At 59.3% G+C, this 17,618-nt stretch carries 18 protein-coding genes and 1 riboswitch; of the genes, 9 read left to right on the plus strand and 9 right to left on the minus strand.

Features of this window, described 5'->3' with window-relative positions:
• Positions 1 to 17: 17 nt before the first annotated feature.
• From H7698_RS26190 to H7698_RS26200, 3 genes are all read right to left on the minus strand, one after another.
• Entirely contained in the window at positions 18 to 473 is a 456-nt protein-coding gene (locus H7698_RS26190) for a (2Fe-2S)-binding protein (RefSeq protein WP_162436793.1), read from the minus strand.
• Positions 474 to 676: 203 nt separating this feature from the next.
• On the minus strand, positions 677 to 1,855 hold the full coding sequence (locus H7698_RS26195) for an NnrS family protein (RefSeq protein ID WP_194693270.1): 1,179 nt from the start codon (positions 1,853 to 1,855) through the stop codon (positions 677 to 679).
• Positions 1,831 to 2,079, minus strand: a complete 249-nt coding sequence (locus tag H7698_RS26200) for a transmembrane sensor/regulator PpyR (protein ID WP_194693271.1) — start codon at positions 2,077 to 2,079, stop codon at positions 1,831 to 1,833. Before H7698_RS26200 ends, H7698_RS26195 begins: the two co-directional genes overlap by 25 nt.
• A 289-nt stretch (positions 2,080 to 2,368) precedes the next feature.
• Here H7698_RS26200 and H7698_RS26205 point away from each other — a divergent pair, with 289 nt between their 5' ends.
• Complete coding sequence (locus tag H7698_RS26205) at positions 2,369 to 3,202, plus strand: AraC family transcriptional regulator (protein WP_194693272.1); 834 nt, start codon at positions 2,369 to 2,371, stop codon at positions 3,200 to 3,202.
• Positions 3,203 to 3,232: 30 nt separating this feature from the next.
• Here H7698_RS26205 and H7698_RS26210 read toward each other — a convergent pair whose 3' ends face one another.
• Positions 3,233 to 3,820 carry a LysE family translocator gene (locus H7698_RS26210; RefSeq protein ID WP_194693273.1) on the minus strand — a complete coding sequence of 196 codons (588 nt, stop codon included), beginning with the start codon at positions 3,818 to 3,820 and terminating at the stop codon, positions 3,233 to 3,235.
• A gap of 169 nt (positions 3,821 to 3,989) precedes the next feature.
• Between H7698_RS26210 and H7698_RS26215 the strand changes: the two genes are divergently transcribed.
• The 3 genes from H7698_RS26215 (at position 3,990) to H7698_RS26225 (ending at position 6,385) form a co-directional block, all read left to right on the plus strand.
• Positions 3,990 to 4,610, plus strand: coding sequence for a LysE family translocator (locus H7698_RS26215; protein ID WP_194693274.1), 621 nt, complete (start codon positions 3,990 to 3,992; stop codon positions 4,608 to 4,610).
• Positions 4,611 to 4,671: 61 nt separating this feature from the next.
• Positions 4,672 to 5,754, plus strand: coding sequence for a bifunctional transcriptional activator/DNA repair enzyme AdaA (locus H7698_RS26220; RefSeq protein ID WP_194693275.1), 1,083 nt, complete (start codon positions 4,672 to 4,674; stop codon positions 5,752 to 5,754).
• Between the two features lies 1 nt (position 5,755).
• Positions 5,756 to 6,385, plus strand: a complete 630-nt coding sequence (locus H7698_RS26225; RefSeq protein WP_194693276.1) for a DNA-3-methyladenine glycosylase family protein — start codon at positions 5,756 to 5,758, stop codon at positions 6,383 to 6,385.
• Positions 6,386 to 6,420: 35 nt separating this feature from the next.
• On the opposite strand, the gene mntP is transcribed toward H7698_RS26225, so the two are convergent.
• Positions 6,421 to 6,990, minus strand: a complete 570-nt coding sequence (gene mntP / locus H7698_RS26230; RefSeq protein ID WP_194693391.1) for a manganese efflux pump MntP — start codon at positions 6,988 to 6,990, stop codon at positions 6,421 to 6,423.
• Positions 6,989 to 7,166, minus strand: a riboswitch (yybP-ykoY riboswitch). Its footprint overlaps the gene before it by 2 nt.
• Before the next feature lie 161 nt (positions 7,167 to 7,327).
• Between mntP and H7698_RS26235 the strand changes: the two genes are divergently transcribed.
• Both H7698_RS26235 and H7698_RS26240 read left to right on the plus strand, forming a co-directional pair.
• Complete coding sequence (locus H7698_RS26235; protein WP_194693277.1) at positions 7,328 to 7,723, plus strand: PaaI family thioesterase; 396 nt, start codon at positions 7,328 to 7,330, stop codon at positions 7,721 to 7,723.
• Between the two features lie 54 nt (positions 7,724 to 7,777).
• Positions 7,778 to 8,266, plus strand: coding sequence for a GFA family protein (locus tag H7698_RS26240; protein WP_162436802.1), 489 nt, complete (start codon positions 7,778 to 7,780; stop codon positions 8,264 to 8,266).
• A gap of 28 nt (positions 8,267 to 8,294) precedes the next feature.
• On the opposite strand, the gene H7698_RS26245 is transcribed toward H7698_RS26240, so the two are convergent.
• Positions 8,295 to 8,903 carry a tRNA-(ms[2]io[6]A)-hydroxylase gene (locus tag H7698_RS26245; protein ID WP_162436803.1) on the minus strand — a complete coding sequence of 203 codons (609 nt, stop codon included), beginning with the start codon at positions 8,901 to 8,903 and terminating at the stop codon, positions 8,295 to 8,297.
• A gap of 160 nt (positions 8,904 to 9,063) precedes the next feature.
• Between H7698_RS26245 and H7698_RS26250 the strand changes: the two genes are divergently transcribed.
• Entirely contained in the window at positions 9,064 to 9,927 is an 864-nt protein-coding gene (locus H7698_RS26250; RefSeq protein ID WP_194693278.1) for a universal stress protein, read from the plus strand.
• A 139-nt stretch (positions 9,928 to 10,066) separates the two neighbouring features.
• Here H7698_RS26250 and H7698_RS26255 read toward each other — a convergent pair whose 3' ends face one another.
• On the minus strand, positions 10,067 to 10,537 hold the full coding sequence (locus tag H7698_RS26255) for a DUF1289 domain-containing protein (protein WP_162436805.1): 471 nt from the start codon (positions 10,535 to 10,537) through the stop codon (positions 10,067 to 10,069).
• 511 nt (positions 10,538 to 11,048) lie between these two features.
• On the opposite strand from H7698_RS26255, the gene acnB reads away from it, so the two are divergent.
• Entirely contained in the window at positions 11,049 to 13,658 is a 2,610-nt protein-coding gene (gene acnB / locus H7698_RS26260; RefSeq protein ID WP_162436832.1) for a bifunctional aconitate hydratase 2/2-methylisocitrate dehydratase, read from the plus strand.
• A 245-nt stretch (positions 13,659 to 13,903) separates the two neighbouring features.
• Here acnB and H7698_RS26265 read toward each other — a convergent pair whose 3' ends face one another.
• The gene (locus tag H7698_RS26265) at positions 13,904 to 15,556 is read right to left on the minus strand and encodes a SulP family inorganic anion transporter (RefSeq protein WP_194693279.1); all 1,653 of its coding nucleotides are present in this window, start codon (positions 15,554 to 15,556) and stop codon (positions 13,904 to 13,906) included.
• Positions 15,557 to 15,650: 94 nt separating this feature from the next.
• A complete protein-coding gene (locus H7698_RS26270) occupies positions 15,651 to 16,931 on the minus strand; it encodes a serine/threonine transporter (protein WP_162436807.1) in 1,281 nt (426 codons plus the stop codon).
• Between the two features lie 278 nt (positions 16,932 to 17,209).
• Between H7698_RS26270 and H7698_RS26275 the strand changes: the two genes are divergently transcribed.
• Positions 17,210 to 17,593 carry a tautomerase family protein gene (locus H7698_RS26275; RefSeq protein ID WP_194693280.1) on the plus strand — a complete coding sequence of 128 codons (384 nt, stop codon included), beginning with the start codon at positions 17,210 to 17,212 and terminating at the stop codon, positions 17,591 to 17,593.
• The last annotated feature ends 25 nt before the right edge of the window (positions 17,594 to 17,618 follow it).

The following is a 17,618-nucleotide window of genomic DNA, read 5'->3' on the forward strand; positions in this document are numbered from 1 at the left end:
CCTCCCTCACCGAGGCATCAACCGATTTGTGCAGCGCGTTTCACCGCCGCACGAATGCGCGGATAGGTGCCGCAGCGGCAGATATTGCCGGACAGCGCCTGGTCGATATCGGCGTCAGTGGGCTTGGGGATTTTCGCCAGCAGCGCGGCGGCCGACATGATCTGACCGGACTGGCAATAACCACACTGGACCACATCGAGCTCGGCCCAGGCTTGCTGGACCGGATGCGAACCGTCGGTGGACAACCCTTCGATGGTGAGAATTTTCTGCCCATGGGCCACGGCGGTGGCGGGCGTGATGCATGAGCGCAGCGGCGCGCCGTCAACGTGCACCGTACAGGCGCCGCATTGAGCCATGCCACAGCCGAATTTGGTGCCAGTAAGGTGCGCGACATCGCGCAGGACCCACAGCAGCGGCATGTCCGCGGGGACATCCAGCGCCTGGTCCTTGCCATTGATATTCAGGGTCAGCATTGCGGTTACCTCAGACTCACGGGGACGCGTTTTTTCGGTGGGAGCACGCGTTGCTCCTACCGCACGGCGCGTCTTTGCGCGCCTGGTTCATCCCTTACAGCTAAGCGCAAATTGCCGAACCAGACTGGCGCATCGACCACCGGTCACGCAGTCACTGTCCTGAGGCAAGCGCCGAGTGGCGTTTTGCGCTTGCACCCATGTCGCTAAACCCTTGGCCCCAGCAAGATGCCGGTATAGCGCATCAGGAACAGCCCGAACGCAACACACCAGAGCAACGCCGAGATGCCCAGGCCGACAGTGGAAAACGGCACCAGCAAGACGCGACAGACCGCACCAATGGACAGCAAGGCGAATCCAAGGATGATTGCCTTCGATGGCTGCAACGGTCGCCCGGTATGACCGAGACTGACCCGCGCAATCATCGCCAGGATCAAACCGCCGATTCCTCCCACCGCCAGCGAATGCGTGGCGAGGCTTTGTTGCGGCATCAGCCCCGCATGCCACAGCGCCATCGCCAGCGCTGCAACCACCAGCCAGGCATAGGCAAGGTACAGCGACCAGAGCAACGGCACACGCCATATACCCCGGTCGTACCAGCGCCAGAGCCGCAGCAGATGCAAACCGCCCATCAGCCCAAACAAAACGGCGAGCCAGCGGTTAGGGACGTTGTCCAACCCTGCGGCAAACGACAGCGCCGCCAGCATCCCGCCGAGTAGTAACCCTTTGAACAGCCAGGGTTGCGCCACTGAGGCGGTGGGGCGATTCAAACCTCTTTGGATGAAGAACGGAATCACCCTCCCGCCGATTACGCTCATCAGCGCGCCGATTAACCACAACGCCGCCAGTACGCCCCGCCGTTGCAGGTCGACATCCTCGGTGGAGATCCCCGCCAGCGTCATGGCCTGGCACCCCGCGAGCAAGGCGATCACCAGCAGAATCGGATAGTTGTCGCGCTTGCCGGCAGCGATCAGCTCGCGGCCCAACATCCAGGCCAGTAACGGCAGAAACGGGATTTGCAACGCAATCAATACCACCGACGGCATCGGCAGCCACCAAGCGAGTCGCGCCGTCAGCCACACCAGCAAAAGACCGATAAGCGGCCCGCCGTGCAGACCTGGACGCCCGGTCCAGTTCGGCACTGCCGTCAGCAGAAATCCGCCAATGATCGCCGAGGCGAACCCGAACGGCATCTCATGCCGATGCCAGACCAGCATGCCGCCCACGGGTTGCGCCGCTGGAAACCAGCCGTATAGCCACAGGCCCCAGACCGCAACGGCAATCGCCGCAAACCCCGCGCCGGCCAGAAAGAACGGCCGAAACCCCAGCGTGAACACCTGCGCCCTGGCGAACTTGCGCGTCACACTCCAGCTCCGACCGGGCATTGTCCCAGCCGATGCTGGGACAGCAGGCGCATGACGTAGCCGATTTTGAGCAAGGTCGGTCCGATGATCGTCATCGCGTGCAACGACACCAGCGCGACGATGGGCAAATGACCTTCGTACAGATAGGCGCCGTAAATGCCAGCGAGCAACAGTGCAAGACCTGCGCCCAGTACGCGATTCGACAGCTGAAGAACATTGTGGGGATTGGTGAAGAAGTCGAACATTTTTCGGTACTCCTGAAGTCGTTCAGTTGTACCGGGGATGTATCAAGAGCCGTGCCAGGTGTTAAGCCCTTTTAAATCAATGAGATCAGAGGCTCGATGTCATTTAGACCATATTCAACAAGAGTCTTTATGACATCATCTCGAGTCATTACGACTCCATAATGATGAATCTGACGAGGGATCACGCATCACAAAACGGATGCAGAAAACTCGACATCAACGCGCGGGGACGAGCCTTTGACGGCGAGAACAAATACACTCAGGCGCTGACCTGCCGAGGAACCTAAGCATGAAGCACGCCGTTGCCAAAGACGCAGACAAGGCCCCGCGCTTCTGGCGCGATGACGCCCTACCCTTCATTGAAGCCCGCTCCATCGCTGACGGGCGCGAGGTCTGCTACACGCGTCATTCTCACGAACACTTTTCGATCGGCGCCATCACCGCCGGGCGCAGCACCTACATTCACGAACAAGCCCGGTTTCAGGTCAGCGCCGGCACCGTCGTGCTGATGAATCCCGGCGATGTCCATGCGTGCAATCCGATCGACGACGAACCGTGGTCGTATCTGATGCTGTACATCGACACCGCGTGGCTCACTGATCTGCAGCACCAGCTGGGCTTCAGCTCCGACTTGGCGTTCCGCCGTTTTTCCATCACCCATGACCGCGACACCCAGCTATTCGACGGACTGGTGGCGCTGTATGAGGTGTTGGTGGACACAATGCAGGACCACCTGCAAAAACACAGCACAGTGGTGGAGTTTTTTACCGAGGTGCAGCAACGGTTCAATCCGGCCGAGCAACCGCTACGCGAACCTAACTTCAAGCTGGAGCGGGCCGCCGAATTCATTCGGGATAACTGTACGCAATTGCTCAAGCTCGAAGACATTTGCGCAGCCGCGCAGCTGTCGCCGTCCTACCTGATCCGTGCATTCAAGCAACACTTCGGCATGACGCCCCACGCCTTCCTGGTCAACCGACGCATCCAGTTCGCCCAGGAGAGACTGCGCAGCGGCAAACTGATTGCCGACGTCGCCCTCGAGGCGGGCTTCGCCGACCAGGCCCACTTTCAACGCGCGTTCAAACAGCACCTGGCCGCCACGCCGGGGCAGTATCGCGGGTGACGTAGGTCTGTGAGCGCTCTTCAGGCAAGATCAAGGCAACAACAAATACCCCGCGCTCACCGCCAACAACGCTACCATTCCCCGGTTGAACATCCGCATACCCGCCGGGTTGTTCAGGTAGCCGCGCAAAAACGTCCCCGCATAGACCCAGCAACCGACGGACACATAGCAGATCACCAGATACACCGCCGCAAACTGCCAGACCAATCGCGCCTCGCCATCGGCAACAAAAGCCCCCATGCCCGCCACACAAGCCAGCCACGCTTTGGGGTTGAGCCACTGCATGACGGCACCGTAGAGCATTGACGGCGCCCGGCCCGAATCCTTCGCATCGAGACGCCCATCGTCGGCGGCCAGTTTCCAGGCCATGAACAACAAAAACGCCACCCCCGCCAGTTGCACAACCCGGGTCAGACCCGGCCAGATCTGCAGCACTTCGTGCAGTCCCAACCCCATCAACACCAGCAACAACACGAACCCCAGTGTCGCGCCGGCAACATGCCGCTGACTGGCGCGAAAACCAAACCGCGCACCGGAACTCAACGCCACGATATTCACCGGCCCCGGCGTTATCGAAGCCACCAATGCAAACGCCGCCATGGAGACAATCAGACTCATCACACACCCTCTTCAATTCAGTGGTACCCGCCATGACGGTAAGGTGCGACTCAATTCCTGTATTGAACAAAACACCCCCTCACCTGTACCGCGACGACCGTCAATCACTGTACGGGTCGGCTGTTAAACGACCGTGGTAAAAATACCGTTCTCGCTTCTGGAGCCGATCATGGACCTCACCACCCTCTCCCTCTTTCTTCCCGCCTGCTTCGCGCTGAACATGGCGCCGGGTCCGAACAATCTGTTGTCGGTCAGCAATTCCACCCGTTATGGCTACCGCACCGCGTGCATGGCGGGCCTGGGTCGGCTGCTGGCGTTTGCCGGAATGATCGCCCTGGCGTCTGCGGGATTGGCGGTTGTGCTGCAAACATCCGAACTGTTGTTCTATGGGATCAAGATTCTGGGTGCGGCCTATCTGTTCTACCTCGCCTGGCAACTGTGGCGAGCCGACTCTGGCACTGAAAACGTCGCACAGGGCGCGCCCGTCGGGCTTTTAGCGCTGGCACGGCAGGAGTTTCTGGTCGCGGCCGGCAACCCGAAAGCGATCCTGATCTTCACCGCATTCCTGCCGCAGTTCGTCAATCCGAACCAGGCGATCACGCCACAATTCGCCGTGCTGGGCGCGCTGTTCCTGGTCCTCGAATGGATTGCCATCGCTGCTTATGCCTATATGGGTCTGCACATGCGCCGCTGGTTTGCCAAACCCAGTGGCAAACGGATCTTCAACCGCTGCTGTGCAGGTTTGCTCTCGGCGGCCGCATCGGTGTTGCTGATGGCACGCCGGGCCTGATGAGGAATTCTCTGTCGATTTTCCGGTGGAGACACTGACCGACGCCCCCTATGCTCACGTCATGAACCTACAAAACGCTTTGCTTCCGCCCCACGCCGAGATGGTTCGCGCCATGCTCGAACGAGACACCTCCTACGAGGGAGTGTTCTTTACGGCCGTCAAAACCACCGGCATCTTTTGTCGGCCCAGTTGTACGGCGCGCAAGCCAAAACCGGAGAACGTCGAGTTCTTCGCCCATGCCGATGAATGCCTGTCGGCGGGTTATCGCGCGTGCCTGCGCTGCAAGCCTCTGGATGCTGCCGCCATTGCGCCGGACTGGGTGCAAAAACTGCTCACCTGCGTCGACAGTGATCCCGACCAGCGTTGGACCGATGCCCAACTACTGGCCGAAGGCGTGGAGCCGCTGAAGCTGCGGCGCTGGTTCAAACAGCATTTCGGCATGACGTTCCACGCCTGGCTACGTACCCGGCGTCTGGGCATGGCGTTGGGCGGGATCAAACAGGGCGATTCCATAGATAACGCCGCGTTCGACTCGGGTTATGAGTCCCTGAGCGGTTTCCGCGATGCCTTCCAGAAGTCCTTCCACATCACCCCCGGCCGCGCGGCCCAAAGCGAACCGCTGCTGTTCACCCGCCTGACCAGCCCGCTCGGGCCGATGATCGCCATGGCTGAACAGCGAGGGTTGGTGCTGCTGGAGTTTCTTGATCGACCGGCGCTGACGCGGGAAATCCAGGCTCTGCAGAACCGCCACGGGTATGCCGTCGCACCCGGACACAACGCTCACTTGCAGCAAATCGAAGCAGAACTGGCAGCCTATTTCGCTGGAAAGCTGACCGAGTTCAAAGTCCCGCTGCACCTGCCCGGCAGCGAGTTTTTCAGGCAGGTCTGGGCCGAACTGGCGAAAATCCCTTATGGCAAGACGAGCACCTACGGCACCATCGCTGCGACGCTGGGCAAGCCCGGCGCCAGTCGTGCGGTGGGCCTGGCGAACGGGCAAAACCGCCTTTCGATTGTCTTGCCCTGCCACCGGGTAATCGGGGCGGATGGCTCGTTGACGGGCTATGGTGGAGGACAACCGCGCAAGGCATTTTTGCTCAGGCTGGAAAATGCTGCGCTACAGATCACTCGACAACTTGCGTTCTGACATGCCCGATCCCTACCTGCCCGCGAGCGTTTTTCTGTCGTCCATCGATGACGACTGGCGGCGACACATTGCCGCCATCGGCCCTTGCCTGCATCAACCACACCCGGCACGCGATCCTTATGAATCGCTGGTGCGGGCCATTGCCTATCAGCAACTGCACGCCAAAGCCGGCGACGCCATTCTCGGGCGATTACTCGCGTTGTTCCCCTCGGGCTCTTTTCCGAGGCCTGAACAGATGGTGGCGACCGGGTTCGATCAGCTGCGCAGTTGCGGATTCTCGGCCAGCAAGATCACGACCATTCAAGGCATAGCCCAGGCAGCGTTAAGCGGTGAGGTACCGGACTACACAACGGCGTTGGCGATGGACGACGAGGCGCTGATCGAGCGCTTGATCACATTGCGCGGGGTCGGTCGCTGGACCGTTGAGATGCTGCTGATTTACAGCCTGGAACGCCCGGATATCTTGCCGGCGGATGATTTCGGTGTTCGTGAAGGCTACCGACGTTTGAAAGGGCTAGAGGTGCAGCCGACGCGCAAGCAGATGATCGAAATCGGCCTGGCGTGGCGCCCCTATCGCACGGTCGCGGCCTGGTATTTGTGGCGAGTGCCACGTCCGATCCAGAACATGTAGCAGTACAAACCGCGTAGTGTCAGTGAAGATTTAAGTCAAACCGACAAATGCTCGTACAAGATCGTCGCGCCGACGATGATCAACACCACGCCACCCAGAATTTCAGCACGTTTGCCCATCACGCTACCGATGACACGGCCCAGCATCACGCCGATCGTCACCATGGTCAGGGTCGCCAGGCCGATCAGTCCGGCCGCCAGCCAGATGTTGACGTCCACAAACGCCAGACCTACACCCACGGCCAATGCATCAATGCTGGTGGCAAATCCCGTGACGGCGAGCAGCCAGAAACCATGTTGCTTGGGCTTCTCGACCTCTTCTTCGGGCTCTTCGTCTTTCACCCCGTTATGGATCATGTGCAATCCGAGCAGCAGCAACAGGGTGAAAGCGATCCAGTGGTCCCAACTGGCCACGAATTGCGACGCGGCCTGGCCGATAAACCAGCCGATAATCGGCGTGATGGCTTCGATCACGCCGAAGATCAGTCCGACACGCAAGGCTTCGAGAAATTTGGGTTTGTGCAGGGCCGAGCCTTTACCGATAGCGGCCGCGAAGGCATCGGTGGACATGGCGAAAGCAAGGAAAACAAGAGAGGCTGGGTTCACGCTGTAGTACCGGTCGGGCTTGAGTCCACGACATATCCGCGCGCCCGACTTCAGCGCAGGTATGTCGATGGTCTCACCAACCAGAAGGTGCCCGCACCACGGCATGTTGCCGAGAATGTTGATACGGGCGCTTGCGACGAATCGCAAACAGGCTACTCCCCAAAGAGGCGCGCAGGGTAACCGGTGGGATGTGAAAAAATCATGAATAGCTGGCCTGAGTCGCAATGAACAGATGAACACATTCACCACAAATCCAACGGCACATCACCCTCCTTTATAGACAATGACACCCTAAGAACCCAGGCGCATCTTGGCTCCTCATTCGGAGGGATTCGTCATGCTGAACACGCTCAAACAGATCAACTCAACCTCAGCGTTCAATCGTTGGGCCGGGCTGGAAGTCACCCGTGCGCAGAGCGGTGAAGTGGAACTGACCATGGCCTTTCGCGAAGCGGACATGGCGCAATATGCAGGGTTCCTCCACGCGGGCCTGATCGGCGGCTTGCTCGACACGGCCTGTGGTTTTGCAGCAGGAACGGTGGCGGGCAACGTGCTGGCTTCGCATTTTTCGGTCAATTGCCTGGCGCCTGCCATCGGCGAAGTGTTCATCGCCCGGGGCCGGGTGGTGAAGACTGGAAAGAAGCAGGTGTTCGCTCGCGCCGAGCTGTTCGCACAAACCGGTGATCAATTGAAACTGGTGGCGACGGGCGACGCGATTCTGGTACCGGTCTAGGAGCGCTGAGGATCTAAGCTGTCCCGGTGAGTTGAAGAACTACCGGAGGTTTCCATGCAGCTCGAAGGTTCCTGCCACTGCGGCGCCGTGTCGTTCAGTTTGACCAGCGTCCACCCTTACCCTTATCAGCGCTGCTATTGCTCGATTTGCCGCAAGACCCAAGGTGGCGGTGGTTATGCGATCAATATCAGCGGCGATGCCGACAGCCTCAACGTGCGTGGGCGCAAACACATCACGATTTACCATGCACGACTCAAGGAGGACGGCGACAAACGTGCCCATAGAAGCACCGCCGAGCGGCATTTCTGTTCCCTCTGCGGTTCCGGCTTATGGCTGTTCAGCCCTGAATGGCCGACATTGATTCACCCGTTTGCGTCCGCCATCGACACCCCGCTGCCGGTGCCACCGGAACACACGCACCTGATGCTTGGCTCGAAGGCGCCGTGGGTCGAGGTTGAATCAACACCGGGGGATCAACAGTTCGATGTCTACCCTGAAGAATCCATCGCCGACTGGCACACCCGCCTGGGCCTGAGCGGCTAGGCGCGCTCGCGAATGTTGTTCCTGCGACTCAAGCGGCTACTGGCACGCCACTGTGAAACCGAAACTCGACGTCGGGGGATTCAATCAGCTCTTGCTCGGCGGCACGAACCCTGTCGATCACTTGCGCGATGTCCTTGGCGTCCCCGTACTGGTAGGCCAGCTTCAGGTAACCCTGGAAATGCCGGGCCTCGCTTTTCAGCAGACCAAAGTAGAATTTGCCCAGTTCTTCATCCAGATGCGGTACCAGCGCCTCGAAACGCTCGCAGCTGCGCGCCTCGATGAACGCGCCGACCACCAGCGTATCGACCAGCTTCACCGGCTCGTGACTACGTACTACTTTACGCAGGCCCGACGCGTAGCGCCCGGCGGACAATTGACGGAGTTCGATCTTGCGTTTTTTCATCAGGCGCATGACCTGTTCGTGATGCACCAGCTCTTCCCGGGCCAGGCGTGACATGAGGTTGATCAGATCGACATGGGAGTGGTACTTGGCGATCAGACTCAACGCCGTACTCGCGGCTTTGAATTCGCAGTTCTTGTGGTCGATCAGCAGCGTGTCCTGATCGGCCAGCGCGGCCTGGACCCAGCCGTCGGGAGTGCGGCAGCCGAGGAACTCGTGAATTTCGGGAAGGATCATGGGGCTCACGGATAGAAGGTTCAAAACGAAGGGCGCCGATTATACCGGCCTGCCCGCAGACCACCAGTCGCTAACCGTTGATATGCATCAAGTCCCGAACTCGCGACCAGCAACTATAGTTGTCCCACGCAGTATTTTTTACTTCCTGGAGATCCCGAACATGCAAGCCATTCGTAGCATTCTGGTGGTCATCGAGCCCGAACACTCGGAAAGCCTGGCGCTCAAACGCGCCAAATTGATTGCCGGCGTGACCCAGGCCCATTTGCACCTTCTGGTGTGCGATCGCAAGCACGACCACAGCGGCATGCTGGGCGTGCTCAAAGCCGCGCTGCTGGAGGACGGCTATAGCGTCACCACCGAGCAGGCCTGGAATGAAAGCCTGCACGAAACCATCGTCGATGTGCAGCAGGCGGAAGGTTGCGGGCTGGTAATCAAGCAACATTTCCCCGACAGCCCATTGAAAAAGGCCCTGCTGACACCGGCGGACTGGAAACTGCTGCGTCACTGCCCGAGCCCGGTGCTGCTGGTGAAAACCGCGAAGCCGTGGAAAGACGGGGTTATTCTGGCCGCCGTCGATGTTGGCAATACCGATGGCGAACACCGCCAACTCCACTCCACCATCATTGATTACGGCTACGACATCGCCAGCCTGGCCCACGCGCATCTACACGTGATCAGTGCCCATCCGTCGCCGATGCTGTCCTCGGCCGACCCGACATTCCAGCTCAGTGAAACCATCGAGGCGCGTTACCGCGAACAGTGCAAGGCGTTCCAGGCCGAGTTCGATATCGACGACAGTCACTTGCATATCGAGGAAGGCCCGGCGGATGTGCTGATTCCGTTCATGGCGCACAAGCTCCACGCGGCGGTGACTGTGATCGGTACGGTGGCGCGGTCCGGGTTGTCCGGGGTGCTGATCGGGAATACGGCGGAGGTGGTGCTGGATGCGGTGGAGAGTGATGTGCTGGTGCTGAAGCCGGAGGGGATCATGGATCATCTGGAAGAGATCGTGGCTCATCATTGAGGTTTAAAGCGGCGGACAGAACGCTACCGCGGGCAAGCCTTGCTCCCACAGGATGTTCACTGAAGATCATTTGTGGGGACGCACCCCATAGAGCGCTCACTGAAGATCATTGTGGGAGCAAGGCTTGCCCGCGATGCTTTTAACCGCCGAAGGCATCCTTGAGAAACCCCGGCGCAATGTAGCGCTGGTAATGCGCCTCGGAGAGCAAAAAGAACTCGCGATCAATCGCGTCTCTCAATTCCGGCAGGTTCCAGTCCCGAAACTCCGGCATCAACACCATCCCGTAGGCTTCCAGGTTGTTGATCACCCGCGCGCCCCGCGCGATGAGCTGATAGGCCCAGCAGTATTCCGACTGGTGCGGCACAAAGCGGATCTTGCGTTGTTCCAGCTGCACACGCAGGCGCTGGGGATCGAAAACTTCCAGCTTACTGGCCATCACCTGGGACAACAGCTGTTCCAGACGCAACCACACGGCGCGCTTTTCCTCCTCGTTGTAACCATTCCAGTTGATCACTTCGTGGTGGAAACGCTTGCAGCCACGGCACACCAGGTCACCGTAAACAGTGGAGCAGAGGCCGACGCAGGGGGTCTTGATGGTCTGATTGGGCATAGGTAAGGAGAGCACGGGAAAGCAGGACAGGTCGGCATGTTAGCCCTTTGTCCCACATTGATCACCCCTCAACGTCGAGGGCCTTTGGGTCGACTGGATTTCGCCACGCGTCGTGACCGCCGCCCGCGCCTTGCTTCACAGCAGTTCCCCCGGCAACGCAACTCTCCACCAAAGTCCAATAGGCACTGACTTACCTTTAAATTTTTTTTGCCGTAGAATCAGCCAGCCTTTTAAGGCGCCAATGTCCGTTAGAAGCTGTTTTCAAAGCGTCACGAGCACAGTCGTTCCTTCAGAGCGGTGTTGGCGAAGGGTTTTTCCAGCGGGGAAAAGCCCAACGCCAACCCTCATCAGCTCCCCGTTCTGCAGGCGTAAAACTTTGAAAGCAGCTTCTGTAAGGAATTGTCGGTAATTCTGGCTAAGTGGCCCACAACGCCACGCAGCGCATGAGTACGGCAATTTCGGGATGAGCGTCCCGGACACCCATTTGGGACCACTGATGAGGGTAATAACTGTGCTTGAAGCCTACCGCAAACATATCGAAGAGCGTGCAGCACTGGGTATCGTTCCCCAGCCGCTTAACGCCGAACAAACAGCCGGCCTGGTCGAGCTGCTGAAAAATCCCCCGGCTGGCGAAGAAGCTTTCCTCGTTGACCTGATCACCAATCGCGTTCCGCCAGGTGTGGACGAAGCAGCCTATGTAAAGGCTGGTTTCCTGTCCGCCCTCGCCAAAGGCGAAGTCTCCTCCCCTCTGATCGACAAGAAACGCGCTGTTGAACTGCTCGGCACCATGCAAGGCGGCTACAACATCGTGACCCTGGTTGATCTGCTGGAAGATGCCGAACTGGCACCCGTAGCCGCCAAAGAACTCAAGCACACCCTGCTGATGTTCGACGCATTCCACGACGTCGCGGAAAAAGCCAAGAACGGCAACGTTCACGCCAAGGCCGTGCTGCAATCCTGGGCTGACGGCGAGTGGTTCAAGAACCGCCCTGTACTGGCCGACAAGATCAGCCTGCGCGTGTTCAAGGTCACCGGCGAAACCAACACCGACGACCTGTCCCCTGCCCCGGACGCCTGGTCCCGCCCGGACATCCCGCTGCACGCCCTGGCCATGCTGAAAATGGCCCGTGAAGGCATCGTGCCTGACGTCCAAGGCGTCACCGGCCCGATGAAGCAAATCGAAGAAATGCGTAACTCCGGCTTCCCGATCGCCTACGTCGGTGACGTGGTCGGTACCGGTTCTTCGCGTAAATCGGCCACCAACTCGGTGCTGTGGTTCTTCGGCGACGACGTTCCTTTCGTGCCGAACAAGCGTGCTGGCGGTTTCTGCTTCGGCAGCAAAATCGCTCCGATCTTCTACAACACCATGGAAGATGCTGGCGCACTGCCAATCGAATTCGACGTTACCAACATGAACATGGGCGACGTGATCGACCTGTACCCACATGCTGGCAAAGTCTGCAAACACGGCACCGACGAAGTCCTGACCACCTTCCAGATGAAGACTCCGGTTCTTTTGGACGAAGTCCGTGCTGGCGGCCGTATCCCGCTGATCATCGGTCGCGGTCTGACCGACAAGGCTCGTGCCGAACTGGGCCTGGGCCCTACCGACCTGTTCAAGCTGCCTGAAGCACCTGTCGACACTGGCAAAGGCTTCACCCTGGCACAGAAAATGGTCGGCAAGGCGTGCGGTCTGCCAGAAGGCAAAGGCGTTCGTCCTGGCACCTACTGCGAACCGAAGATGACCACCGTCGGCTCCCAGGACACCACCGGTCCAATGACCCGTGACGAACTGAAAGACTTGGCATGCCTGGGCTTCTCGACCGATCTGGTGATGCAGTCCTTCTGCCACACCGCGGCCTATCCAAAGCCGATCGACGTGACTACCCACCACACCCTGCCTGACTTCATCATGACCCGCGGCGGCGTTTCCCTGCGTCCGGGCGACGGCATCATCCACAGCTGGCTGAACCGCATGCTGCTGCCGGACACCGTCGGTACCGGTGGTGACTCCCACACCCGTTTCCCGATGGGCATTTCGTTCCCGGCCGGTTCCGGTCTGGTCGCGTTCGCCGCAGCCACTGGCGTTATGCCGCTGGACATGCCGGAATCGATCCTGGTGCGCTTCAAAGGCAAAATGCAACCGGGCGTCACCCTGCGTGACCTGGTTCATGCCATTCCTTACTTCGCGATCCAGGCTGGCCTGCTGACCGTCGAGAAGAAAGGCAAGAAAAACGCCTTCTCCGGCCGCATTCTGGAAATCGAAGGCCTGGACAACCTGAGCATCGAACAGGCTTTCGAGCTGTCCGACGCCTCGGCTGAACGTTCGGCTGCCGGTTGCACCATCAAGCTGTCGAAAGAGTCGATCACCGAGTACCTGAACTCCAACATCACCCTGCTGCGCTGGATGATCGGCGAAGGCTACGGCGATGCACGTACTCTGGAACGTCGCGCTCAAGCGATGGAAGCCTGGGTTGCCAACCCTGAGCTGATGGTTGCCGATGCTGACGCCGAATACGCTGAAATCATCGAAATCGACCTGGCCGACATCAAGGAGCCTGTGCTCTGCGCGCCAAACGATCCGGACGACGCCCGTCTGCTCTCCAGCGTTGCTGGCGAGAAGATCGACGAAGTATTCATCGGTTCGTGCATGACCAACATCGGCCACTTCCGCGCTGCCGGCAAGTTGCTGGAGCAGGTCAAAGGTCAACTGCCAACTCGTCTGTGGCTCTCGCCTCCGACCAAGATGGACGCTCACCAGCTGACCGAAGAAGGCTACTACGGCATCTACGGCAAAGCTGGCGCACGCATGGAAATGCCGGGCTGCTCGCTGTGCATGGGTAACCAGGCACGTGTAGAGCCGAACTCGACTGTAGTCTCCACGTCGACCCGTAACTTCCCGAACCGTCTGGGTGACGGCGCAAACGTCTACCTGGCTTCGGCTGAGCTGGCGTCTGTTGCTTCCATCCTGGGTCGCCTGCCGACCGTCGAGGAATACATGGAATACGCTGGCCAGATCGACAGCATGGCGGCTGATGTATACCGCTACCTGTCCTTCGACCAGATCGCCGAGTTCCGTGAAGCTGCAGCGAACGCCAACATCCCGGTCGTTCAAGCCTAACGTTACACAGCAATAAAATACGCCGCCCATCGTGAGATGGGCGGCGTTTTTTTGTCTGTAAGAAAGGTGCTTATAGTGCTGACCTCATCGCGGGGAAGCCCGGCTCCCACAGGGTTTGTGATGTGTCTAGATGCAGTGCTCGAACGCAGTCACTGTGGGGGCCGGGCGTGCCCGCGATAGCGGTATGTCAGTGGGTACATGGCCAGCTGTCACACTGTCGCAAACAGCCTCACTCTCACGTTGGGTCAAGTGTTCAGCCTCAAGGCCTGCTGAACCGCCCCATCCACGCTCAATCCACTCAGCACCACGCTGTTAGCCTCTACCTCCGGCAACTCAGTCAGCGCGATTTGCGCGCGATACTTGAGACGGGCCAACACCAGCCGTTTACCTTCGCCATGCACGCGTCGAAAAAACTCCTGCAACGCTTCAATACTGGTGCCATCGAGGTCCGGCGACTCCTCCAGACTTAAAATCACCGTGTGAATCGGCGTCTGCGAATGCCGGATCAAGTGCAAAGCGCCGCCTAGAATCCGTTCGACGTTAGCAAAAAACAACGCCTCACTCGGCCTGACAATCAGCACACCGGGTTCCGTTACAGCCGCGGGATGGCGCTGCACATCGACAAAATCGTGTCCGTCATCGATGCGGCCGAGCACCTGGATATCCGCAGCCGACAGCTGCTTGAGCATCAGCAACACACTTATTGCCACCGACACCAGCAAGCCATCCAGTACACCCAGGACCAGCACCGCGGCGACGGCACAGATCACCAGCACTCGATCACGGCGCCAAATGAAATACCGCCCCAACGGTTGCAGGCTCAAACCACGGCCCAAGGCATGAATGACGATGGCAGCGAGAATGGGCTCCGGGGTCAGGGCAATGTAGGGCAGCACGGTCAAGAGAATCAGCAATACCACCATCGCCGCCACACCACCGGCCAGGCGTGAAGTGGCGCCCGCGGCTTCATTGGCCGACGTCGCCGAATACCCGGCTCCCGCCGGCATGCCGTGAAACAGGCCCGACAGCAGATTGGAGGCACCCAGGGCCAGCAGATCGCGGTTCGACGTGACGCGATCCCCGTGTTTGAGTGCATACGAACTGATCGAACCATAGGACTCGGCGTACAGGATCATCACCATGGCAAACGCCAACTCGCCCAGCCGCAGCCAGTCGGTAAATGGCAACGCCGGCCAGGTGGGCACATCCAGGCTCAGGTCGATGACACCGATCAGCTTCACCCCATAGGCCGACAGGTTCAGCCACTGCCCCGCCATGATACCGATCACCACCACCAGCAACCCGCCCGGCAGGCGCCGAAAGCGCGCGAACAGACACAACAAGGCCAATGCCACGGCGCCCACCGCTGCCGCCACCCAGTTCCATTGCGGCAGTTGTTCCAGCAATTGCGGCAGAAACCGCACCAGATTGGTTTCGGTCAGGTGCACGCCAACCACGCTGGCAACCTGCTTCAAGATGATGGTCAGGGCCAGGCCAAAGGCAAAGCCGCGCAGTACCGGTTTGGCGATGAAGGATGTCACGCTCCCCAACTTGAACAGCCCCGCGAGCAGGAAAAACGCGCCCGTCATCAGCACCAGGCCTACGGCCAGGGTTGAGCGCAGTTGCGGATCACCGTCGGCCAGCGTCGCGGTGGCAGCAGCCAACACCGCCGCAGAGGAGGAAGTCGCTGAGACAATGGCAAATCGGCTGGTACCGAACACGCCATAACAGAGCAAACCGGCAAACAGCGCGATCACTCCAGCCTGGGGGGCCAGCGCGGCGATACTCGAATACGCGACCGCTTCCGGCAGCAGCAGGCCGGCAATCGACAACCCGGCCAACAGGTCCCGCCAACGGTTGGGCTGTTCGGTAGAATTTGAGGCTTTGGCACTGGGCAATCCGCTGTCTCCAGGCGAAAAAAAACCGCTGCAGGTAACGCCTGCAGCGGCCACTGTAACTGTCATTCAGGCACTGCGCGAGCAGGCCGGGCGATCACGCACTCAACGAATAAATCAACGCCGAAATCGCCACCAGACCTACCGCCGTCACGAACACATTGGAAGCCTGCCCACGGTAACGCGCCATCGCCGGAACCTTGCGGATCGCGTACATCGGCATCAGGAACAGAATCGCCGCAATGATCGGTCCGCCAAGGGTTTCGATCATCCCCAAAATACTTGGATTGAGCGTCGCAACGATCCAGCACACGATCAACATGAACGCCGCCGTCATGCGATCCAGGGTCTTGGGCGCCGGACGCTTGCCGCTTTTCGCGATCAGGCCCTTGAGACCTTCACTGGCACCGATGTAATGCCCCAGGAACGACTTCGAAATCGCCACAAAGGCAATCAACGGCGCCGCAAAGGCGATGGTCGGATTGCTGAAATGGTTAGCCAGATACGAAAGGATCGACAGGTTCTGCGCCTTCGCTTCTGCCAACTGCGCCGGTGACAAGGTCAACACACAGCTGAAGACGAAGAACAGCACCATGACCACCATCAGCGCGTGGGCGCGCGACAGGATCTGCGAGCTGCGCTCTTCGGCATGCGCACCGTAGCGACGTTTCTGATCCACCGCGAACGCCGAGATGATCGGCGAATGGTTGAACGAGAACACCATCACTGGAATGGCCAGCCACAGCGTGTGCAACAGCGCCGACGGCTCGGGAAGCGTCGACGCGGTGGCCAGGATGCCGCCATTCCAGTGCGGAATCAGGAACACTGCCAGGAACAGCAACGCAACGATGAACGGATAGACCATCAGGCTCATCGCCTTGACGATAACCTGCTCACCGCAGCGCACCACGGCCAACAGGCCAAGAATCAGCACCAACGACAACACGGCGCGCGGTGGCGGCATGATGTGCAGTTGATGCTCGAGGAAACTGCCCACGGTATTGGTCAGGGCCACGCTGTAGATCAGCAGGATCGGGAAGATCGCGAAGAAGTACAGCAATGTAATCAGCGCGCCAGCCTTGATCCCGAAGTGCTCTTCGACCACTTCGGTGATGTCGGCACCTTCACGCCCGGACAACACGAAGCGGGTCAGGCCACGGTGCGCATAAAACGTCATCGGGAACGCCAGCACCGCGAGCACCAGCAACGGCCAAAAACCGCCCAGCCCTGCGTTGATGGGCAAAAACAACGTGCCTGCACCGATTGCAGTGCCAAACAGGCCCAGCATCCAGGTGGTGTCATGGCGATTCCAGCCTTCGAGGCTGGTCGGTTTCGCCGTTACATAGCGTTCGTCGACGCTATTGGCCTGATCATTCATCCGGTGGGATCTCCGCATTCCGGTCAGTTGCTACCCGGTCAGGACGAGTCGGAAAAATCCGACAGGCAGCGCCCTGGCCGAAACAGGGGCGCGATTGTCCGGGATTAATGAACAGAAGCAAAGACTTAGCTGAGGAGTGGTTGTACGGATCAAATGATGTACGCGAAATCACCCGCCTACAGGGCCCCGTTGCATTAAAGGAGAACCGTCATTCCCCGCTTGATAAAGGTCCTCCATCATGTATTTTGGCTTGACTGACAATTGACTGGAGTCATCCCATGCCACTGGTTCGCGTCGACATCAAAAAAAATCAGGACCCCACCTTCGCCAAACGTGTTGGTCAGCAGATTTATGCCGCGATGCGTAGCGCCATATCTGTGCCGGAGAACGATAATTTTCAGGTCCTGAACGAACACGACGAAGATCATTTCATCTTCGATCCCCAGTACCTGGGCATCCACCGCACCGACAATTTGGTAATGATCCAGATCACCCTGAGTGAAGGCCGTTCCGATGACCTGAAGAAACTCCTCTACAAGACCATCGTCGACAACCTTAATGCTGAGCTGGCGGTGCGCCGGGAGGATGTATTCATTAATCTGGTGGAAGTGAAGAAAGAAAACTGGTCGTTCGGCAACGGAATTGCCCAGTACGCCCTCTGATTTCCCACCTTTATAGCTGTGAGCC

This window comes from Pseudomonas sp. p50(2008) (assembly GCF_015351605.1).
In the GTDB taxonomy this organism is placed as follows: Bacteria; Pseudomonadota; Gammaproteobacteria; order Pseudomonadales; family Pseudomonadaceae; genus Aquipseudomonas.